Below are 20,869 nucleotides of genomic sequence, written 5' to 3'. Positions count from 1 at the left end.
GTCCGGCCCCGGCAGCCGCGAGACTCAGGGGACCTGGACGGCGTAGATGCCCCGGCCGAAGGTCCCCGCCACGAGGCGGTGGCTGGTGCCGTCGTACTCGATGTCGTCGACCGGGACCAACGGCAGGCCCCGGCCCTGGCGCAGCCAGACCCCGCCGCCGGTCGGGCTGACGAACACCCCTTGGTCGGTGGCGACGTAGAGGGTCAGCCCCTTGCCGATGGCCAGGTCGTTGACCGGTGCCTGGGGCAGGGTGCCGCTGAGGTCGTGGAAGTGCCGGCCCCCGTCGAGCGAGCCGAGCACGTACGGCCGGTGGGAGCCCGACCGGTACGCGGACAGCGTCACGTACACCCGGTCGGCCCGCTGCGGGTCGACCACGACGCGGGTGACCCACGGTTGCCCGGAGAGCAGCAGCTGCCAGGAGGCGCCCAGGTCCCGGGTCACCCAGACCCGCCCGTCGTCGGTGCCGACGTAGACGGTCCGACCGTCCCCGGCCGGGGCGACCGTGGTGATGGTGCCGTAGTTGGTGTAGATCGGGTCGCGGCCCGGTCCACCGGTCAGGTCGCCGCTGATCGCCGTCCAGGTCCGGCCGCCGTCGGTCGACCGGTTGAGCACGTTGGCGCCGTAGTACATCACCGTCGGGTCGCGCGGGTCGAAGACCACCGGGGTGAACCAGTTGCGCCGGGCCGCGGTGACCTTGTTACCGAAGTACGTCATCGTCTCGCCGCCGTCGGTCGACCAGAAGCAGTTGCCGTACTGGTAGCAGGCGTAGACGTTCTCCTTGTCGGTCGGGTTGATCAGGTTCTCCTCGCCGTCCCCGCCGAGGTACTCGTTGAAGGCGGGGCCGCCCCACGAGCGCAGCGAGCCGTTGTCCTGGGCGCCGCCGGAGATCCGGCTGACGTCCTGCGGCGTGATCGCCACGCTGTAGAACTGGGTGTACGGCTCGTGGGTGGCCTTCACCCAGCCGCCGTCCCCGTCGGCGTCCGAGCGGTACGTCCCACCGTCGTTGCCGAGGTAGACCCGCTGCGGATGACGCGGGTCCCAGATCATCGCGTGGTGGTCGACGTGGGTGGAACTGCTGTCCGCCGTCCAGGTCCGCCCACCGTCCTTGGTGGTCAGCAGCGGCACGCCCGCGACGTGCACGTGCTGCGGCTCGTCCGGGTCGACCCAGACCTTGCCGAACCACCAGCCGAAGGTGGACTGCGAGGTCGTCAGCTCCGGGGTGTCCGGCAGCCGCGTCCAGGCGTCCCCGCCGTCGCTGCTGCCGTAGAATCCGGCGAACGGGCCGGCGGTGGAGTTGACGATCGCGTAGAGCCGGTCCGGGTCCGAGACGGACTGGCCCAGGCCGATCCGGCCCACCTCCGGCCCGGCCGCCGGCAGCCCGCCCGCCAGGCGCGCCCAGGTCGCTCCGCCGTCGACGGAGCGGTAGACCCCTGAGCCGACACCGCCGTAGGTGCGCAGGTCCGGGGTGCGGCGGTGGTCCCAGAGCACGGCGTAGAGCCGTTCGGCGCCGCGCGGGTCGATCAGCACCTCGGTCGCGCCGGTGAACTCGTTGGCCCCGGCGAGGATCCGCTGCCAGGTCACACCGCCGTCGGTGGAGCGGTAGACGCCCCGGTCGCCGCCGCCGTTGTAGAGCGATCCGGCGGCGGCCACGAAGATCCGCTTCGGGTCGGCCGGGTCGACGGTGATCGCGCCGATCGCGCCCGAGTCACGCAGGCCCAGCGACTGCCAGTTCCGGCCGCCGTCGCGGGAGGCGTACAGGCCGGTGCCCTCGTAGGTGACGCTGCCACCACCCGGATTGACCTCGCCGGTGCCCGCGTACAGGGTGCCGTCCGGCCCGGTCGCCACCGCGCCCATCGCCTGGGTCCAGCCGTCCGGCCAGGCCGGCTCGAAGCGGTTGCCGGCGTCCCGGCTCACCCAGACCCCGCCGCTGGCCGCGGCCGCGTAGACGGTGTCGGGGCGGTGCGGGTCCAGCGCGAGCGAGGTGATCCGGCCGCCGATGTTCGTCGGTCCGACCGAGGTCCACCGGCCGCCGACCGTGGGCAGCCGGGCCCCGGCCTTCGCCGCCGTGTCGTACGCGTGCCGGGGCAGCGCCTCGCCGCGCACGGTCTTCTGGAGATAGCGGTACTCGGCGGGGGCGGAGGGCCCGCGCACCGGCCGGTACTCGTCCTCGGGACGCGGCGGTGAGGCGCCGGCGCCGGTGGGGGAGAGGGCCACGGTGCCGCCGGAGAGCAGCGTCGCGGCCAGGATCAGGGAGAGAGTACGTCGTCGTGCCACGGAGGTCCCTTCGCCGGTGGAGGGAGGGTCGACGGTCCCGCCGAACGTTACGAAGATGGATGTCGATGGTCAACCCTCCGATGTCGCCGAAGGTGACCGGATCGACACCAGACACTAGGCAGGAACCATATCGATGGGATGGAATGGCCTGGCCTGCCGTACCCGTCGGAAGGACCACGATGACGCCTGCCCGAAGCCGGGCGCTGGCCGCCGCCACCCTCACGGCGCTGCTGCTCACGGCCGCCCCCGCCGCCCCCACCCACGCCGCGCCCGCCCGGCCGGCCGCCCCGCCGCACCTCGCCGGCGACCACACCGTGCCGGTCTACTCCTACTCCTACGCCGTCCGGGAGAGCGTCCAGGTCGAGACGCCGACCGACGCCGACGGCGACGGCGTGCGGGACCGGGTCATGGTCGACCTCGTCCGGCCCCGGGAGGCGGCGCAGGCCGGCGTCCGGGTGCCGGTCATCATGGACGCCTCGCCGTACTACCACTGCTGCGGCCGGGGCAACGAGAGCGAACGCAAGACGTACGACGCGAACGGCGTGATCGCCAAGGCCCCGCTCTTCTACGACAACTGGTTCGTCCCCCGCGGGTACGCCTTCGCCACGGTCGACCTCAGCGGCACCGCCCGCGCCACCGGCTGCGAGGACGTCGGCGGCCGGGCCGAAGTGGCCGGGGCGAAGGCGGTGGTGGACTGGCTGAACGGCCGGGCCCGCGGCTTCACCCTGGACGGCCGGCCGGTCACCGCAACCTGGAGCACCGGCCGGGTCGGCATGATCGGCAAGTCGTGGGACGGCTCGGTCGCCAACGGCGTGGCGGCCACCGGCGTCCGGGGCCTGGAGACCATCGTGCCGATCTCCGCGATCTCCAGCTGGTACGACTACCAGCGTTACCGGGGCCTGCTGCGGGCGTCGGACTATCCCGCCTACCTGCACCAGGTGGTCAACGGCCGGCCCGCCGAAGCGTGCGCCGCCGTGCTCGCCCGGCTGCGCGCGGACAGCGCGGAGGACACCGGCGACTACAACGCGTACTGGGCGGAGCGGGACTACCGCCGCTCGGTCGAGCAGGTCCGGGCGAGCGTGCTGGTCGCGCACGGCGTCAACGACCTGAACGTCACCACCGGCCAGTTCGCCCGCTGGTGGGACGCGCTCGCCGACCGGCAGGTGCCGCGCAAGCTCTGGCTCTACCAGGCCGGGCACGAGGATCCGTTCGACGTCCGCCGGGCCGAGTGGGTCGCCACCCTGCACCGCTGGTTCGACTACTGGCTGCAGGGCCTGCCCAGCGGCGTCATGCGGGAGCCCCGGGCCACCCTGGAGACCGCCCCGGGGGTCTGGACCGAGCAGCGGGACTGGCCGGCCCCGGGCACCCGGAACGTCCCGGTGGCCCTGGGCGCCGGCGACGGCACGACCGGCACGCTCGGCGGTCCCGGCGCCCGGCCGGGCGTGGTGCGGGCGTACACCGACGAGTCGCTGACGGAGCCGCAGGTGGTCACCGAGCCGACGACCGCCCGCGCCGGACGGCTGGTGTTCCTCTCCGGCGCGCTGACCGCGCCGCTGCGGATCTCCGGGACGCCGTCGGTGCGCCTGCGGATCAAGGTCGACCGGCCGACCACCGCGCTGAGTGCGCGACTCGTCGACTACGGCACCGCGGAACGGATCCAGTACCGCAGCTCGGAGGGGGTCCGGACGCTGGCCACCGAGTCGTGCTGGGGGGAGTCCACCGTGGCCGACGACGCCTGCTACCGGGACACGGCCGAGATCACCGCGGTCACCGATCACGGCGTCCTCACCCGCGGCTGGCTCGACGCGGCGCACCACCGGTCCCTGCGGTTCACCAGTCCGCTGCGCCCGGACCGCTGGTACACGGTCACCCTGCCGCTCAACGCGTACGACGCGGTGCTGCCGGCCGGCCACGTGCTCGGTCTCGTCCTCGCCCAGAGCGACCCGGGCTTCACCGAGACCGACGACCGGGACGCCACCGTCTCGGTGGACCTCGGGCGCAGCACGCTGACCCTGCCCGTCACCGGCCGCGCCACCCTGCCGTCGGCCACGGTCGCGCCGGACGTGGTCACCGCTCCCGCCGCCCCGTCGGCCGGCCGCGCCGCCCCGCCCGACAACCGTCAGCTGCCGGACCGCTCCTGACGGCGGCTGTCGACCGGCCCGCCGCCTACGGGGCAGCGGCGGGCCGATCGACCGGGAAGGATGTCAATCGGTCGACCACGACGGGGAGGGTGACGCCGGATGACAGTCCTCAAGGGTCTGGGCGAGGCGCTGGTGCTCATCGTGATCGCGGTGGCGGTCGCCGCGGTCGGGGTGGGGATCTGGGTGGCGGTCAGCGGTGGGGACTTCCTCCACCGGCTGGGCATCGCGCTGGTGGTGGTCGGTCTCCTGCTGGCGGTCACCGGCGACCTCACCCTGAGCCGGATCGGCATGCTGGACGCCCGGTCGACGTTCGGGCTGGCGCCGGAGCGGGAGGACGCCGGCGGTGGGCGGGTGCTCACCGGGATCGGCATCTCTCTCTTCGTCTCCGTTCCGCTCGTCGTGGTGGGCATCCTGCTGCTCGTCTGACCGCTCCCGCAGCCTGTCGGTGGACGCGGTCATGGCGCCGGCACGACGGGCCCGACGCGGTTGGCGGTGCCGGCACCACGGGCCGTCGCGGCGGTCCGCGGCTGGCGGGGACGCCCGGCCGCGGCCGCCGGTCACGGCGGAGGCCCGGTGAGCCGCTACCCTGCGCCCATGGACGGCGTGGCGGACGGCGAACGGCTGGCGGCGTCGCTCGGGCGCGCGCTCGCCCGGCTCACCTTCGTCGACCTGACCACGGACGCGGTGACGGCGCGGATCATCGATTCCGTGGTCGCCTGGGCGGGTGAGCAGGGCTGGCGCGTCTATCGTCGGGCGCCGAGCGTGCTGCCCCTACCGCCGCCGCTGTCCCGGCAGCAGTCGGTACTCGACGTCGCGTGTGCCCGGCCGGACGGGCCGCCCGTGGTCATCGAGGTCGACCACACGGACCGGCGGCGTACCTGGGACAAGCTGGCGGCCGAGGCGGCAGCCGGCCGCGTCGCGATCTGGGTGCGCTGGGGACCGGGGCGGTTCGGCACCGCGCCCGCGCCGATCCATCAGGTGACCTGCGAGGTCTCCCGCCGCGCCGGGCCGGCCGGGGCGGGCCGGCTGCACAGCCGGGCACCGGGCGGCGACCGGCCGCCACCCGCGCACTCCGAGCGGGGCGCCGGCAGCACCGCCGTGCTGCTGCCGCTGCCGTCGTTGGACGACGAGACGCCCTGACCCACCGCCGGGCGCGCCCGGCACCGTTTGCGACGGCCTACTCGAAGCGGGACGGATCGCCGGCGCCGCGACGGAGGATCTCCGCTTCGCCCTCCGAGAAGTCGATCACGGTCGTGGGCAGGGTGCCGCACTCGCCGGAGTCGATCACCGCGTCGACGACGTGGTCGAGCCGCTCCTTGATCTCCCAGCCCTGCGTCATCGGTTCGGTGTCGCCGGGCATCAGCAGGGTGCTCGACACCAGCGGCTCGCCCAGCTCGGCCAGCAACGCCTGCGTCACGACGTGATCGGGGATGCGGACCCCCACGGTCTTCTTCTTCGGGTGCAGCAACCGGCGCGGCACCTCCTTGGTCGCCGGCAGGATGAAGGTGTAGCTGCCCGGGGTCGCCGCCTTCAACGACCGGAACAGGGCGTTGTTGATCTGCACGAACTGGCCGAGCTGCGCGAAGTCCCGGCACACCAGGGTGAAGTGGTGCCGGCTGTCGAGCTGGCGGATGTCCCGGATGCGATCGATGCCCTCCCGGTTGCCCAGCTGGCAGCCGAGGGCGAAGCACGAGTCCGTCGGGTAGGCGATCAGTCCGTTGCCGCGGACGACGTCCACCACCCGGCTGATCGTCCGTGGTTGCGGGTTGTCCGGGTGCACGTCGAGGTACGTCGCCATGCCGGAAGCCTAGGCCGGGGCCCCGCCACCCGGAACCGCCGGTCGCCATCGCCGACCTCTCGTCGGCCGGGTCCACCCTTGCACCGGGCGGTGCCGGTGAGCCGGGCGCGGGAGTCGGCCGCTGCCGTTACCGTGTGAGCGTGGCGACGGCGGCGGAGGAGATCCGGGTCGGGGAGCGGATGGTCCGGGTCTCCAGCCCGGACAAGCCCTACTTCCCGGAGCGAGGCCTGACCAAGCTGGACGTGGTGCGCTACTTCCTCGCCGTCGGCGACGGCATCCTGCGCGCGCTGCGGGACCGGCCGACCATGCTGGAACGCTGGCCGCGCGGTGTCTTCGAGGGCGCGAAGATCGCTACCCGGCAGGACAACCGCGGCGACGCCTTCTACCAGAAGCGGCTGCCGGCCGGCGCGCCCGACTGGGTCCGCACCGCGCACATCACGTTCCCCAGCGGGCGGACGGCCGACGAGGTCGCGCCGAGCGAGCTGGCCGTGGTCATCTGGGCGGCCAACCTGGGGACGCTGCGGTTCCACCCCTGGCCGGTCTCGGCGGCGGACGTGGAACGCCCCGATCAGCTCCGCATCGACCTCGACCCGATGCCGGGCGTCGGCTTCGACCAGGTGGTGCCGGTGGCGCACGAGGTCCGTGCCTTCCTCGACGAGCTGGGCCTGGTGGGTTACCCGAAGACCACCGGCGGGCGGGGCCTGCACGTCTACCTGTCGATCGAGCCGAGGTGGAGCTTCGGCGAGTGCCGGCGCGCGGTGCTGGCGCTGGGCCAGGAGATGCAGCGGCGCCGCCCCGACCTGGTCACCACCACCTGGTGGCGCGAGCAGCGGGACCGGCCGGTCTTCGTCGACTACAACCAGATGGCCCGCGACCACACCATGACCTCGGCGTACTCGATCCGGCCGACGCCGGCGGCGCTGGTCTCCGCGCCGCTGGACTGGTCGGAGCTGGACGACGCCCGGCCCGAGGACTTCGACGTGGTGAGCATGCCGGCCCGGTTCGCCGGGCGCGGCGACCCGCACGCCGGCCTGGACGAGCGGCGCTTCTCGCTGGAGCCGCTGCTGGAGCTGGCCGACCGGGAGGGGTTGGCGGCCCCGCCGGAACGCTGACGATCACTCCCGGGGCGCTGCGGGGTCACTGCCAGGGGCTCTGCGCGCCGGTGAACTCCTCGAAGACCAGCCAACTGCGGGTGGACAGCACCCCGGCGATGCCCTGCACCCGCTCCAGCACCACGTCGCGCAGGGTGGCGTTGTCCGGCGCGCGGACCAGGGCCAGCACGTCGTGTTCGCCGCTGAGCAGCGCCACGTGCTCGACGTAGCGCACCCGGGCCAGCTCCGCCGACACCTCCCGCCAGGTGTTCTGCTCGATCGTCAGGGCGATGTACGCCGAGGTGCCCAGCCCGGCCGGCTCGGGCGCCACCTGCGCCCGGAACCCGGTGATCACCCCGTCGCGCAGCAGCCGCTCCACCCGGGCGTACGCGTTGGTGCGGGAGACGTGCACGCGTTCGGCCAGCGTACGGACGGAGAGCCGGCCGTCGCGGACCAGCTCGTCGAGGATGCGCCGGTCCACCTCGTCCAGCGGACCGGCCGAACGTCCCGTTCCACCGGGCAGGCCCGCCTCCGGACTGGTCTCCTGGCTCACATCAGCCCCCTCGGGATGCCATTCATCCCACGTTCACCGCGCATCTTGAGTCAATCATCCGACAGCAGGAGCATAAGGCCACCACACGTCCAGGAGGTCCCCGCCGTGACGACCACACCCCAGGCGGTCCGCAGGGCATCCCCGCGCACCCGCCGGCCGGCCACCCCGGCCGCGCCCGACCCGTCCGCCGGCCTGCTCCCGCAGGCCGAGCCGGTCCGACTGCTCGACCCGGACGGCACGCCGCTGCCGTCCCGCGCCGACTACCCCGAGCCGCCCGTCGAGGCGCTGCGCGAGATGTACCGCCGGATGGTGGTCGGTCGCCGCTTCGACACCCAGGCCACCGCCCTGACCAAGCAGGGCCGGCTCGCCGTCTACCCGTCCTCGCGCGGCCAGGAGGCCTGCCAGGTCGGGGCGACCCTCGCCGTGCGCGACACCGACTGGGTCTTCCCCACCTACCGCGAGTCGATGGCGCTGGTCAGCCGGGGCATCGACCCGGTCGAGGTGCTCACCCTGCTGCGCGGCGACTGGCACTGCGGGTACGACCCGACGCGGGTGCACACCGCGCCGCAGTGCACCCCGCTGGCGACCCAGTGCGTGCACGCCGCCGGGCTGGCCTACGGCGAGTCGTACCAGGGCCGGGACACCGTGGCGCTGGCCTTCATCGGTGACGGCGCCACCAGCGAGGGCGACTTCCACGAGGGGGTCAACTTCGCCGCCGTGTTCAAGGCCCCGGTCGTCTACTTCGTGCAGAACAACAAGTACGCGATCAGCGTGCCGCTGTCCCGGCAGACCGCCGCGCCGAGCCTGGCGTACAAGGGTGTCGGCTACGGCGTGCCCAGCGAGCAGGTCGACGGCAACGACCCGGTGGCGGTGCTGGCGGTGCTCACCCGCGCGGTGGCGCACGCCCGGGCCGGTCACGGGCCGTTCCTGGTCGAGGCGCACACCTACCGGATGGAGCCGCACACCAACGCCGACGACGCCACCCGGTACCGCGACGCCGACGAGGTCGAGGCCTGGCGCGACCGCGACCCGGTGGCCCGGCTGGAGACGTACCTGCGCAACCGGGGCGCGCTCGACGACGCGGCGGTGGCCGCGATCGCCGAGGAGGCCGAGGCGTACGCCGCCGACCTCCGCGACCGGATGAACGCCCAGCCCACGGTCGACCCGCTCAGCCTCTTCGACCACGTCTACGCCGAGCCGACCCCGCAGCTGGTCGAGCAGCGCGAGCAGGTCCGCGCCGAGCTGGCCGCCGCCCGCGACGAGGAGGGGGACGCCTGATGGCCACCATGACCATGGCGAAGGCGCTCAACGCCGCGCTCGCCGACGCGATGCTCGACGACGACCGGGTGGTCGTCTTCGGCGAGGACGTCGGGCAGCTCGGCGGCGTCTTCCGGATCACCGACGGGCTCCAGGCCCGCTTCGGCGACAAGCGCTGCTTCGACACCCCGCTGGCCGAGGCCGGCATTGTCGGCTTCGCCGTCGGGCTGGCCATGTCCGGGCTGCGCCCGGTGGTGGAGATGCAGTTCGACGCGTTCGCGTACCCGGCCTTCGAGCAGATCGCCTCGCACGTGGCGAAGCTGCGCAACCGCACCCGCGGCGCGCTGAGCGTGCCGATCGTGATCCGGGTGCCCTACGCCGGCGGCATCGGCGGGGTGGAGCACCACTGCGACTCGTCCGAGGCGTACTACGCGCACACCCCGGGCCTGAAGGTGGTCACCCCGGCCACCGTCGAGGACGCGTACTCGCTGCTGCGCCAGGCGATCGACGACCCCGACCCGGTCGTGTTCATGGAGCCCAAGAAGCTCTACTTCTCCAGCGCCGAGGCGGAACTGCCCGCGACCACCGCGCCGTTCGGCCGGGCGGTCGTGCGCCGGCCCGGCACCGACGCCACCCTGGTCGCGTACGGCCCGGCGGTGCCGGTCGCGCTGGAGGCCGCCGAGGCCGCCCGCGAGGAGGGCTGGGACCTGGAGGTCGTCGACGTGCGCACCATCGTGCCGTTCGACGACGCCACCATCACCGCGTCGGTGCGCAAGACCGGCCGGTGCGTGGTGATCCAGGAGGCGCAGGGCTTCGCCGGAGTCGGCGCGGAGATCGCCGCCCGGGTGCAGGAGCGCTGCTTCCACGCCCTGCACGCCCCGGTGCTGCGGGTCTCCGGCCTGGACATCCCGTACCCGGCGCCGATGCTGGAGCACACCCACCTGCCCTCGGTGGACCGGGTGCTGGACACGGTGGCCCGCCTCCAGTGGGACGACCAGCCCGACACGCGCTGGCTGCCCCAGGGGAGCGCGGCGTGACCACGGTGGACCGGACGCAGGTCTTCCTCCTGCCCGACCTGGGCGAGGGGCTGAGCGAGGCCGAGATCGTGGAGTGGCGGGTCGCCGTGGGCGACGTGGTCACGGTGGACCAGAGCGTGGTCGAGGTGGAGACCGCCAAGGCGGTCGTCGACGTGCCCTGCCCGTACGCCGGCCGGGTGGTCGCCCTGCACGGCGCGGCGGGTGAGGTGCGCCCGGTCGGCCAACCCCTGATCACCATCGCGCCGCTCGACGGCGACGGCGGCGGCGAGCCCGCCGGCCACGCCACCTACCGCGAGGAGGAGCGGGCCGGCTCCGGCAACGTGCTGATCGGGTACGGCACCGGGCACGCCGGCGCCGGCCGACGCCGGCGCCGCCCCCGGCTGGCGCTGGCCCCCGAGCCCACCGCCGGCGCGACCGGCGCCTCCGACGGGAAGAACGCCCCGGAGCCGGCCGCGGCACCGACCGACCCGGCGGCCGGGCGGACGCCGACGGCGGCGCTGGTCATCTCGCCGATCGTGCGCCGGCTGGCCAGGGAAAGCGGGGTGGACCTGGCCTCGGTGCGGGGCACCGGCACCGGCGGCGTGATCCGCCGCGCCGACGTGGAGGCGGCCGCCGCCGCGCCGGCCACCCGGCTCGCGGCGGTGCCGGAACAGCCCGCCGCGCACGTCGGGCTCGCCCCGGCCGAGGGGCAGGACGTGGTCATCCCGCTCACCGGCATCCGCAAGGTGATCGCCGACAAGCTCTCCCGCAGCCGGCGGGAGATCCCCGAGGTGACCATCTGGGTGGACGTGGACGCCACCGGGCTGCTGGAGACCCGGGCGGCCATCAACGCCGCCACCCCGGGCGCGCCGGTGAGCATCCTGGCCCTGCTGGCCCGGATCTGCCTCAGCGGGCTGCGGCGGTTCCCGCAGCTCAACGCTTACGTCGACACCGAGGGGCAGCGGATCGTCCAGTCGGCCGGGGTGCACCTGGGCATCGCCGCGCAGACCGACCGGGGCCTGGTCGTCCCGGTGCTGCGCGACGCCCAGCGGCTCACCACCCGGGAGCTGGCCGCCGCGCTGGCGGAGACCACCGCCGCGGCCCGGGCCGGCACGCTGCCGCCGGCCCGGCTGACTGGCGGCACCTTCACCCTCAACAACTACGGGGTATTCGGCGTGGACGGCTCGACGCCGATCATCAACCACCCGGAGGCCGCCCTGCTCGGGGTGGGCCGGATCGTGGACAAGCCCTGGGTGGTCGACGGCCAGCTCGCGGTGCGCAAGGTGACCCAGCTCAGCCTCACCTTCGACCACCGGGTCTGCGACGGTGGCGTGGCGGGCGGCTTCCTGCGGCACGTCGCCGACTGCGTCGAGCAGCCGGCGCTGCTGGTCGCCAACGTCTGAGCGGTACGGGCGGAGCCGGCCGCGCTGGCCGGCTCCGCCGCCGGACGGCGTGCTGTCCGCTTCGTCCGCCCATCGGTGCGGGCGGCGGGGGCGTGGGCACGGCGTTTTCCGGTCGGTGGGCCGGGAAATCGGCGGCCGGGGAAACGACCGGACCGCCGAGAGGAGCCCCTGTGCCGTACCAGGGCCTGCCCGCCACCGTGCGGGACCGTCGCCCGTCCGTCGCCGGTGCGCCGTTGTGGTGCGACGCGCACGAGTACGGGCTGACCGGCGACGGGGTGACCAACGACCAGCCGGCGCTGGCGGCCCTGGTGGACCGGCTCGGCGACGGGTACGCCGCCGACGGGCGGGCCCGGGTGATCTACTGCCCGCCGGGGATCTACTCGATCCGCGACGCCGGCACGGTGTGGCGCAGCGGGGTGTCGCTGATCGGGGCCGGCTCGGCGGCGACCCGGTTCCTGCTCAGCAACGAGGGCAACCGGTCGGACCCGACGCCGCTGGCCTTCTGGACCACCCTGCAGCACGGCGCGGACCGGGACCGGCACATCGCCGACTGCACCTTCGCCGACTTCGAGATCGACGGCTCCGGCGTGGCCATGGCCGAGTACAACTACCTGGCCAAGGGGCTGGGCCTGCAGTACGTGGTGCGCGGGGTGTTCCGCAACCTCTACATCCACCACACCGCGGCGAGCGGGCTCGGCTGCGACTTCCTCCAGGACGGCATCATCGACGGCGTGGTGGTGGTCGGCTGCGGCCGGCTGGACAACGGCGAGGAGATGGGCGGGGCCGGCATCGGCATCGGCATCGGCGGCTGGGGCACCGTCGAGCGGCTCATCATCGCCAACTGCACCGCCCTGGGCAACGGCACCAACGGCATCTTCCTGGAGTTGCAGAAGGACTACTGGCCGCCGCCGCGCGGCTACCGGATCGTCGGCTGCCACAGCCAGGGCAACCGGTTCGGCATCTCCGACTGGGGCGCCGACGGGCTGATCGTCACCGGCTGCACGATGACCGGCAACTTGGAGGCGGGCTTCGACGTCTCGGCCAACGGCACATCGGGGGTGGCCGGCCGGGGTGGGCTGCTGACCGACTGCGTGATCGACGGCAACCTCCGCGACGGGATCAGCATGGGCAACACCCCCGGCCCGTACACGGTGCGGGGCAACCGGATCAGCGGCAACGGCGCGTACGGCTACCACGAGCACAACCTGGGCCGGGGCTACCAGGACCCGGCGATGGACGTGGTGATCGAGAGCAACGAGTTCTGGGGCAACGGCCTGGACGGGATCCGCGTCGACCGCCCGATGACCGACACGGTGCTGCTCAACAACCGGATCCGCAACAACGGGCGGCAGTGCGGCGGCGCCTGCGCCGGCGGCGGCGAGACGGTCCGGTACAGCGACAAGGCGCTGGTGGACCGCTCGGCGACCTGGCCGCCGGACGGGCACCGGGGCAAGGTGCTGCGGGTGGGCGAGCGGGTGGCCGTGGTGGCCGCCAACACCGCCTCCGAACTCACCCTCGCCCCGGTACGCCCCGACTCCCACAGCGCCTGGAGCGGTGACACCCCGCTGCCCGGGACGGCGTACGAGCTGCCCGCCGCGCCGGGCACCCGGGCCGGGATCACCATCAACGCGCCCTTCGACTCGGCGACGATCCGGGGCAACCGCGTCTGGGACAACCACGACCCGAGCACCCAGACCCACGGGCTGTGGATCACCGAGCGGGGCAGCTGCGTGGGCTGCCGGGTCGAGGACAACGACCTCGCCGGCAACGCCGGGAGCGCCACCCGGTTGGACACCCCGCCGGTCGGCGGCCGGTGGGACCGCAACCACGGCGACCACGACTGGGACTGAACGACCCGAGTCGGTACGCCGGGGACACGGACCACCCAGGCCTCCTGTTCCGGGACGGTCGGGCCGCGAATTCGCGGCCGAGCACATCGGCGTCCAAAAGCCCAGCCGTTTCCGAGCATTTCCCGCGAAAGTGCGCCACGGCCCGAGAAGCGCCGTACAGAATATGGCCAAGGGAAATGGAAACGGGGGGCTGAATATGGATGTGAGGCGGCGACTGACGCTAATGGCGGTGACCATCGCAGCCACACCGTTGATCCTCGGCGGGTGCACGGCGGACCGGAAGGACGCCACCGGCTCGGCGCCGGGCAGGGCTGCGGACCCCGCGGTCACGCTGACCCCCGCCGACCGGGCGAAGGACGTCCCGGTCAGCGCGGAGGTCGGGACGAGCGTGAGCCACGGGAAGGTCACCGGCGTCAAGCTCACCGACGACAAGGGGAAGCAGGTCGCGGGGGAGCCGCGCGAGGACGGATCCAGCTGGGTGCCGAGCACCCCGCTGGAGAACGGCCGGACCTACACCGCGGAGGTGACCGCCACCGGGAAGAAGGGGCGGACCATCGTCGGGCGGACGACCTTCACCACGTCGCCCAAATCGACCAGACAGGCGATAAAGACCACGTTGTATTTCGCCGGAAATCAGACGTACGGCACCGCGATGCCGGTTAGCGTCGCATTCGATCCGCCTATTCCCAAAGAGGCCCGGGCGGTCGTGCAACGGCGATTGTTCGTGAAGACCGACCCGCCGCAGCCGGGTACCTGGTCATGGGTGGAGGACGGCAAGCAGGTCGAATACCGGGCGCCGGATTTCTGGAAGCCCGGCACGAAGATCAGCGTGCGGTCGGGACTGGCGGGACTCCCGATCGGCAAGGAGTTCATCGGTGACGAGGACCACCGGTCCACCTCGAAGATCGGCCGGCAGGTGGCCCTCGAGATCGACAACGCCACCAAGCAGATGTCGGTCCTCCAGGAGGGCAAGCTGCTCCGCAAGATCCCGGTGAGTCTCGGCAAGTCGAGCACCCCGACCTCGAGCGGCAAGATGGTGATCATGGAGAAGCACGACGTCACCACGTTCGACACCCGGGGTTCGGCCGACCCTTATGTGGTCGACGTCGAGGACGCCCAGCGGCTCACCTGGGGCGGCGAGTTCATCCACGCCGCGCCGTGGTCGGAGGGGGATCAGGGCAACATCAACGTCTCGCACGGCTGCACCAACGTGTCGGTGGCGGCGGCGGAATGGCTGATGGGCATCACCAAGGTCGGCGACCTGGTGACCGTCAAGGGCACCGAGGTGCAGTTGGACCAGGGCAACGGCTGGACCGCCTGGAACGTCAGCTGGGACGAGTTCGCCAAGGGCAGTGCGCTGCCCGTGCCGCCCGGCCTGAAGCCGGCGCCCACCCTGAGCCCGGGGCACCCGGGGGCGGTGGCCGGGGGATCGTCGCCCGCACCCGCGCCGTCCGCCAGCGGCGGCTGAGACCAGAGGGAGGAACGACCGGGGTACGACCGGCCCGCCGCGCGGCGGGCCGGTCGTACGTCAGTCCGGGCAGGCTCGGAGCCGGTGCGCGATCGAGGTGGGCACCCGGCAGCTTCGATGGCCGCCCCGAAGGGCTCCCGAGAGATGCTGAGGATCTGATGTCGCCAACGACTCACCGGTGCACCCGTGAGTCATCGACGTCATCAGATCCGTAGTGTTCCCGAGCCCTCTGCCGTGCGCCGCCACGGCCGGCGACGGTCGGGGTCGGTGACGCGGACGTCAGGTGAGGTCGACGCGGGCGATGCCGGTGCCGATCAGGCTGCCCAGCCAGAGCCGGTCGCCGTGCTGCCGGACCCCGGTGATCATCCAGTAGGCGCCGTCGGGGCCGTGCAGCGTGCGCAGCACCGTCCCCTCGCCGTCGACGAGGGCGACCAGGCCGTACTTCTGCGGCTGCGGTCGTACCGCGTCGGGCAGCAGCGCCACCAGCTGGCGTAGCCGAGGGTGCGGCAGCAGCCGCTCGACGACCGGCAGCCGGGGGCTGGGCAACGCGATCCAGTACGTCCCGTCGCCGACCGCCGTGAGGTTGTCCGGGTACGCCGGCAGGTCGGTGAGCACGGTGACCGCCCCGTCGGGCAGGGCCACCCGCACCAGCCGGTGGGTGCTGGTCTCCACCAGCATCAGCGCCGACTCGTCCGGGGTCAGCGCGATCCCGTTGGGGAAGTAGAGCCCGTCGGTCACCACCTCGGTGCGCCCCGAGCCCGGGTCGTACGCCAGCACCCGCCCGTTGGGGCGGTGTTCCAGCAGGTCGTGCTTCCAGTGCGAGAGCGGATAGCGGTCGGAGGAGTCGGTGAAGTAGACCGTGCCGTCGCGGGCCACCGTGGCGTTGTCGGCCAGGTGCACCGGCGGCGCGGTGCCGGTCAGCTCGCGCACCGCGCCGTCGGGGGTGACCCGCAGCAACCCCCGGTACGCGTCGCAGACCACCAGGCTGCCGTCGCGGGGGTCCAGCTCGATGCCGAGCGGTCGCCCGCCGGTCTCGGCGAGCAGCCGGGGCGCCGTGCCGTTGGGCGCGTCGGCGGGCCACCACCAGAGCCGGCCGTCCTCGTCGCCGCTGACCACCCGCCCGTCCGGGGCCACCAGCACATCCTCCGGCCCGTGCGCGCCGGGCGGCAGGGGCAGCAGCTCGACCGCGTCGAGCCGCCGGTCGGTGGCCGCCCACACCCCGGTCAGCGGCGGCGGGACGGTGGCCGGCTCGCGGACGGGCCGGATCAGGCGGGGCGGGCGGGGGCGCTGGCGCGGGACGACCATCGGGTCATTGTCACCCGCCGATCCCGGTCCCGTCCCCCCGCCGGGCGTGTCGCGCCGACGGCGCCTCGTCCCTGAGACGGATCGGGGACTCCCCCGGGGGGGACCCTGGGCGTACCCGGATTCGGTCCGTCGGACGGCGGAAATGTCGGTGGCCGGGGCTAGATTCGTCCGTATGGGACAGCGGGGTGACCGGCTCCACGTGCAGCTCAGCGTGGGCGACGACGTGGTCGGGGTGCGAGTGGTCGGCGAGGTCGACGTCGCCTCGGTCGGTGTGCTGCGTGCTGCGCTGTGGGCCGCGCCGGCGCGGCCGGTGCTGCGGGTCGACCTCTCCGGTGTCCGGCTGCTCTCCGCCGCCGGGGTCCGCGCGCTGGTCGCCGCGCACCTGCGGGTGCGGGCCCGGGGCGGCGAGCTCGTGCTGGCCGACCCCGATCCGGTGGTCGCCCGGGTGCTGCGGGCCACCGGCCTGCACCGGGTCGTCCCCGTCGTGCAGAGCATGCCCGCACCGCCCTGCCCCCGCAGCGAGCTGGTCGCCTGCGCCTGAGCCGCGACCCCGCCGGCACGGCACCGACCCCGCACCCGATGGTGCGGGGCCGTCGGCACTGCGCCGACGACCCCGCCTCCGGTCAGCGGACGCCGAGCAGGTCGACGACGAAGACCAGCGTCTCGTTCGGCTTGATGACGCCGCCGGCGCCACGGCTGCCGTAGCCCAGGTGCGGCGGGATGGTCAGCCGGCGACGGCCGCCGACCTTCATGCCCACCACGCCCTGGTCCCAGCCGGCGATGACCTGGCCGCCGCCGAGCGGGAACTCGAACGCCTCGCCCCGGTTCCAGGACGCGTCGAACTCGCGCCCGGTGGAGTGGGACACCCCGACGTAGTGGACGTTGGCGAGCTGGCCGGGCTGGGCCTCCGGGCCGTCGCCCACGGTGATGTCCTCGATGACGAGGTCGGCCGGGGGCGCGCCCTCGATCGGGCCGATCTCGGGCTTGCCTGCCTGGGGCATGTTCATCTGCTGATCTCCTGCCGTTCTGGCTCGATCGTCCGGTCGGTTCCGATCCTGCCGGATCGTGACCCACCGATCCCCGGCAGTCCCGACGACGACGCGCCGGGCGCGCCGTCGCGGACCCGGACACGCCGTAGGGGGCGCCACCGGTCGGTGGCGCCCCCTACGGGTCGGTGCGGTCACTTCAGCCAGCCGTACTTCCGGACGACGGGGAGGTTCGTCCAGACCCGACCGAGGCCGAGGGTGTTGCCCGCGCCCACCAGGGCCAGACCGGCGAGCACCGCGGCGTAGATCAGGTGGTCGTCCATGAAGAGGTTGTTCTCGGGAGGCAGGACGGCGGTCCACATGAGCACCATCAGCAGCGCGCCGGTCGTGGCGGCGACTCGCATCCCGATGCCGAGCAGCAGCGCCACGCCGATCCCGGCGAGACCGACCATGAACAGCCAGTCGGCCCAGGTCGCGCCGGCGATGTCCTGGTAGATGCCCTTGAACGGGCCGGTCGCGCCGAAGGTGAGGAACCCCTTGGTCGGGCTGCCGCCGTTGATCCAGGCGTTCTTCGCCGCGGTCTCGTGCCCGAGGCCGAAGGCCTTGTCCAGGAACGCCCAGAGGAAGATCCAGCCGAGGGCGATCCGGGTGCCGGCCCAGACGAACCGGGCGGCGCGCTCACGGGGGGTTTCGGCCGCCGGAGCGATGGTGGTGGCGGTGGTGGTCCGCTCGATCGTCGCGGTCATGGTGTCCACGTCCCTTCTCTGCCTGGCACCGCGCTTTCCGGTGGCACATCCATTGCACCGCCGCGCGGCGGTCGCGGGCAGGGCCGGTCGGGCCGTCGGGGACCGGGACCTTGGACCCCGAACGCGGGCCCGCCGGAGGGACCTTCGGCCCCCGGCCGACCCGGTCCTCCGCCTCTGCCCCCGCTGGTCGGCGCCGCCATACCGTGCGGATGCAGACAGCCGAGGAGGTCGTGATGAGGACGTGGCAGGTGGGCGACGTGATGACCCGGGACGTCGCGACGGTGGGGGAGGAGACCCCGTACCGCGACATCGTCGACGTGCTGATCCGACGCGGGATCAGCGCGGTGCCGGTGGTGGACGGGTTCCGGCGGGTGCTGGGCGTGGTGTCCGAGGCCGACCTGCTGCACAAGGTGGAGCGGGCGGGCAACCCGGACGAGCGCCGGGTCTTCGAGGGCCGGCGCCGGCGGGTGGCGCGGGAGAAGGCCGACGCGCTGGTCGCGAAGGAGCTGATGACCGCGCCGGCGGTCACCACGTACCCGGAGTCGCCGTTGCCGGCCGCGGCCCGGCTGATGGACCGGGAGGACGTCAAGCGGCTGCCCGTGCTCGACGACCTCGGCCGGCTGGTCGGCATCGTGACCCGCGGCGACCTGCTCCGGGTGCACCTGCGCAGCGACGCGGAGATCCGCGAGGACGTGGTGCAGGAGGTGCTGCGGCGGGTGCTCGCCGTGCGGGACGGGCTGGTCACCGTGCGGGTCCGCGACGGTGAGGTGACCCTGGACGGCCGGCTGGACCGGCGCAGCGCCGCCGACCTCGCGGTCCGGCTCGCCGGGCAGGTCAGCGGCGTGGTCCGGGTGGTCGACCTCATGGGGTACGACGTGGACGACACCGTCCTGGTCGAGCTGCCGCCGGGCCGGGCCACCCCGGTCGCCTGAACCGCCGCGCCCGGGGCCCCGCCCCGGGTCTAGGCCGGGTGGGTCACCGGGTCGGCGAGCTGGGCGGCCAGCAGCCCGGTCGCCTCCGCCAGCGACGGGCCGTACCAGGTGAGGTGGCGGCCGGAGACCAGCGCGCAGGGCGTGCCGGGGAACGCCTCCGGGCCGTCGGCGGCGGTGAACGCGTACGGCTCGTCGGGAAGCACGACCAGGTCGGGTTCCCGGGCGCGCAGCGCGTCGAGGTCCGGGCGCGGGTACCGCTCGGCGTCGTCGGCGTACAGGTTCGCCACGCCGAGCCGGCGCAGCACGTCCCCGGCGAAGGTGTCGCCGCCGAGCACCACCCAGGGCCGGCGCCACACCGGTACGACGGCCCGGCGCGGCACCGGCGGCGTGACTGGGGCGGCCCAGGCGCGGCGGGCGGCGGTGAGCCAGTCCGGTTCGGCGGTCACGCCGAGCGCGGCGAGCAGGTCGGCCAGCTCGGTCAGCGCCTGCGGCACGGTACGCGGGTAGGTGACCCGGACCGGCACCCCGGCCGCGACCAGCGCGTCGGCGTCGGCAAGCCGGTTCTCCTCCACGTTGAGCAGCACCAGGTCCGGGCGCAGGGCGAGCACCCGGTCCAGGTCCGGGTACTTGCTGCCGCCCACCCGCGCCACGTCGAGCCCGGCGGGGTGCGTGCACCAGTCGGTCGCGCCGACCAGCACCTCCGGCACGGTCACCGCCACCGCTTCGGTCAGCGACGGCACCAGCGAGACCACCCGCACGGCGTACCTCCCTCCCCGGCGCGGACCGCGCCGGTCCGACCCATCGTCCCCGCGGTCGCCGGTCCCGTCGGGCCGGCCCCCGGATCCGACCGCACCGGCGAGGCGGCGAGCAGGATCGACGCCCTAGACTCGGCCGGTCGACCGACCACGTGAGGATCCGGCACCACCATGACGCGTACCGCCACCGACGACGGTTCCCGGCTGCGGCCGCTGCCGCTCGACGGTGCCGCGCTGCCCGTCCGGGCCAATCAGGTGGTGCACGCCGGTCGCCGGCTCGGCGACCTGGTGGCCCGGCGCCCGGAGGGCATCACCGGGCACCAGTGGAGTTCGGCGACCCGCGAGGAGTTCGACCACGTGGTCTGCGCCGCCGACACCGGTCGGCCGCTCTTCGCCGTCGTGCTCGGCGCGCCGGCGCCGCCCGGCTCGGCCCGGCAGCGCGCCGAGCGGATGCGCGACGCCGTCTGCGCCGCGGTCGACCTGCCCGTGCTGCGGATCGAGTCGCCGACGTTGCGGTCCGCCGCGCACGGCCCGCGGATCGTCGGGTACGTCATCGACGCCCGCGCGTACGCCGGTCCGGGCCCGTCCGCCGGCCAGGACGGCGACGGGTACGACACGGCGGTGGCCTTCCGCGACATCGTCGGTCGGCTGCCCGACGGTCGCACCGGCCCGGTCAACGACCTCGGGGCGCTGACCCGCGCCGCCGCCGTCGACGCGTACGTGTCCCGGCGGCTGGCCGACCCCATCGTGCGCGGGCTGCACGTGCGGTGGCGGGACGGGGCGGCCGAGGGCTGGAGCTGGGTCGAGGTGCGGCCCGGTCGCTGCCTGGTCGAGCGGGTGACCCTCCGGGAGCACCGCTTCTGGTGCGGGGTGGACGCCGCCCGGCTGGCCGAGGATCTGGCCGCCGTCGCGGTGGGGGACCGGCTGCGGGCGCTGGAGACCGACGAACCGCCGCTGGTGGACCGGGCCGAGCTGCGGCGGGAGATCCGGGGGCTGCGCGCCCGCCGGGACGAGCTGGTCGGCGGCTTCGCCTTCGACCACCTCTGCGTCGACTGACAACCGACCGCAGCGTCGCCGCGCGGTGACTCCGCGTCTTTCCGGAACCCCGATCGGGCCGTCGTCACCAGCCCGTTCCGAATTCCTCGATCCGCGTTGAACCATCGCCCGCGGCGCTCCGTACCTAAGCGGGAATGGACACAGATCTTCCCAGCCGCGCCACCCGACGCGGCGGACGGTGCGGAAAGGGCATCGTCGGCCATCGACGCGCGACCGGAACGTCGCAGTGATCCCGAAG

Annotated in this window: 19 protein-coding genes; 12 read left to right on the top strand and 7 right to left on the bottom strand. The window is 73.9% G+C overall.

Annotation, left to right across the window (positions count from 1 at the left end):
• Positions 1-24: 24 nt before the first annotated feature.
• Positions 25-2,274 carry a glycosyl hydrolase gene (locus ACTWM8_RS17725; protein ID WP_446209995.1) on the bottom strand — a complete coding sequence of 750 codons (2,250 nt, stop codon included), beginning with the start codon at positions 2,272-2,274 and terminating at the stop codon, positions 25-27.
• A 179-nt stretch (positions 2,275-2,453) separates the two neighbouring features.
• Between ACTWM8_RS17725 and ACTWM8_RS17720 the strand changes: the two genes are divergently transcribed.
• From ACTWM8_RS17720 to ACTWM8_RS17710, 3 genes are all read left to right on the top strand, one after another.
• Positions 2,454-4,415 carry a Xaa-Pro dipeptidyl-peptidase gene (locus ACTWM8_RS17720; RefSeq protein WP_446209994.1) on the top strand — a complete coding sequence of 654 codons (1,962 nt, stop codon included), beginning with the start codon at positions 2,454-2,456 and terminating at the stop codon, positions 4,413-4,415.
• 99 nt (positions 4,416-4,514) lie between these two features.
• Positions 4,515-4,841, top strand: a complete 327-nt coding sequence (locus ACTWM8_RS17715) for a hypothetical protein (RefSeq protein ID WP_446209993.1) — start codon at positions 4,515-4,517, stop codon at positions 4,839-4,841.
• Between the two features lie 168 nt (positions 4,842-5,009).
• Complete coding sequence (locus ACTWM8_RS17710) at positions 5,010-5,555, top strand: hypothetical protein (protein WP_446209992.1); 546 nt, start codon at positions 5,010-5,012, stop codon at positions 5,553-5,555.
• A gap of 37 nt (positions 5,556-5,592) precedes the next feature.
• Here ACTWM8_RS17710 and ACTWM8_RS17705 read toward each other — a convergent pair whose 3' ends face one another.
• Positions 5,593-6,213: an L-threonylcarbamoyladenylate synthase gene (locus tag ACTWM8_RS17705; protein WP_154936484.1), complete on the bottom strand. Its 621-nt coding sequence runs from the start codon at positions 6,211-6,213 to the stop codon at positions 5,593-5,595.
• 140 nt (positions 6,214-6,353) lie between these two features.
• On the opposite strand from ACTWM8_RS17705, the gene ACTWM8_RS17700 reads away from it, so the two are divergent.
• Positions 6,354-7,325 (top strand): DNA polymerase domain-containing protein, encoded by a 972-nt coding sequence (locus ACTWM8_RS17700; RefSeq protein ID WP_446209991.1) that lies wholly within the window; start codon positions 6,354-6,356, stop codon positions 7,323-7,325.
• Positions 7,326-7,350: 25 nt separating this feature from the next.
• Here ACTWM8_RS17700 and ACTWM8_RS17695 read toward each other — a convergent pair whose 3' ends face one another.
• Positions 7,351-7,857, bottom strand: coding sequence for an Lrp/AsnC family transcriptional regulator (locus ACTWM8_RS17695; protein ID WP_280836669.1), 507 nt, complete (start codon positions 7,855-7,857; stop codon positions 7,351-7,353).
• 72 nt (positions 7,858-7,929) lie between these two features.
• Between ACTWM8_RS17695 and pdhA the strand changes: the two genes are divergently transcribed.
• From pdhA to ACTWM8_RS17670, 5 genes are all read left to right on the top strand, one after another.
• Positions 7,930-9,135, top strand: a complete 1,206-nt coding sequence (gene pdhA / locus ACTWM8_RS17690; RefSeq protein ID WP_154938711.1) for a pyruvate dehydrogenase (acetyl-transferring) E1 component subunit alpha — start codon at positions 7,930-7,932, stop codon at positions 9,133-9,135.
• On the top strand, positions 9,135-10,151 hold the full coding sequence (locus ACTWM8_RS17685) for an alpha-ketoacid dehydrogenase subunit beta (RefSeq protein ID WP_446209990.1): 1,017 nt from the start codon (positions 9,135-9,137) through the stop codon (positions 10,149-10,151). Before pdhA ends, ACTWM8_RS17685 begins: the two co-directional genes overlap by 1 nt.
• Positions 10,148-11,533, top strand: a complete 1,386-nt coding sequence (locus tag ACTWM8_RS17680; protein WP_446209989.1) for a dihydrolipoamide acetyltransferase family protein — start codon at positions 10,148-10,150, stop codon at positions 11,531-11,533. The genes ACTWM8_RS17685 and ACTWM8_RS17680 overlap by 4 nt, the downstream gene beginning before the upstream one ends.
• 170 nt (positions 11,534-11,703) lie before the next feature.
• A complete protein-coding gene (locus ACTWM8_RS17675; RefSeq protein WP_446209988.1) occupies positions 11,704-13,383 on the top strand; it encodes a right-handed parallel beta-helix repeat-containing protein in 1,680 nt (559 codons plus the stop codon).
• Positions 13,384-13,579: 196 nt separating this feature from the next.
• The gene (locus tag ACTWM8_RS17670) at positions 13,580-14,851 is read left to right on the top strand and encodes an Ig-like domain-containing protein (RefSeq protein ID WP_446214585.1); all 1,272 of its coding nucleotides are present in this window, start codon (positions 13,580-13,582) and stop codon (positions 14,849-14,851) included.
• A gap of 279 nt (positions 14,852-15,130) precedes the next feature.
• Here ACTWM8_RS17670 and ACTWM8_RS17665 read toward each other — a convergent pair whose 3' ends face one another.
• Positions 15,131-16,156 carry an SMP-30/gluconolactonase/LRE family protein gene (locus tag ACTWM8_RS17665; protein WP_446209987.1) on the bottom strand — a complete coding sequence of 342 codons (1,026 nt, stop codon included), beginning with the start codon at positions 16,154-16,156 and terminating at the stop codon, positions 15,131-15,133.
• A gap of 172 nt (positions 16,157-16,328) precedes the next feature.
• Here ACTWM8_RS17665 and ACTWM8_RS17660 point away from each other — a divergent pair, with 172 nt between their 5' ends.
• Positions 16,329-16,697: an STAS domain-containing protein gene (locus ACTWM8_RS17660; protein ID WP_446209986.1), complete on the top strand. Its 369-nt coding sequence runs from the start codon at positions 16,329-16,331 to the stop codon at positions 16,695-16,697.
• An 82-nt stretch (positions 16,698-16,779) separates the two neighbouring features.
• Here the strand turns inward: ACTWM8_RS17660 and ACTWM8_RS17655 are convergent, their stop codons facing one another.
• Positions 16,780-17,157, bottom strand: coding sequence for an FKBP-type peptidyl-prolyl cis-trans isomerase (locus ACTWM8_RS17655; RefSeq protein WP_238452105.1), 378 nt, complete (start codon positions 17,155-17,157; stop codon positions 16,780-16,782).
• A gap of 179 nt (positions 17,158-17,336) precedes the next feature.
• A complete protein-coding gene (locus ACTWM8_RS17650; protein ID WP_446209985.1) occupies positions 17,337-17,888 on the bottom strand; it encodes a hypothetical protein in 552 nt (183 codons plus the stop codon).
• 233 nt (positions 17,889-18,121) lie between these two features.
• Between ACTWM8_RS17650 and ACTWM8_RS17645 the strand changes: the two genes are divergently transcribed.
• Positions 18,122-18,820, top strand: a complete 699-nt coding sequence (locus tag ACTWM8_RS17645) for a CBS domain-containing protein (RefSeq protein ID WP_446209984.1) — start codon at positions 18,122-18,124, stop codon at positions 18,818-18,820.
• 29 nt (positions 18,821-18,849) lie between these two features.
• Here ACTWM8_RS17645 and ACTWM8_RS17640 read toward each other — a convergent pair whose 3' ends face one another.
• The gene (locus tag ACTWM8_RS17640; RefSeq protein ID WP_446209983.1) at positions 18,850-19,578 is read right to left on the bottom strand and encodes a helical backbone metal receptor; all 729 of its coding nucleotides are present in this window, start codon (positions 19,576-19,578) and stop codon (positions 18,850-18,852) included.
• A gap of 168 nt (positions 19,579-19,746) precedes the next feature.
• Here ACTWM8_RS17640 and ACTWM8_RS17635 point away from each other — a divergent pair, with 168 nt between their 5' ends.
• Positions 19,747-20,631 (top strand): hypothetical protein, encoded by an 885-nt coding sequence (locus tag ACTWM8_RS17635; RefSeq protein WP_446209982.1) that lies wholly within the window; start codon positions 19,747-19,749, stop codon positions 20,629-20,631.
• Positions 20,632-20,869 lie beyond the last annotated feature (238 nt).

The sequence above is a fragment of the Micromonospora sp. IBSANI012 genome (assembly GCF_052814045.1).
The sequence above is the reverse complement of the archived record's forward strand: the minus strand, read 5'-3'. Positions and strand labels throughout refer to the sequence as shown.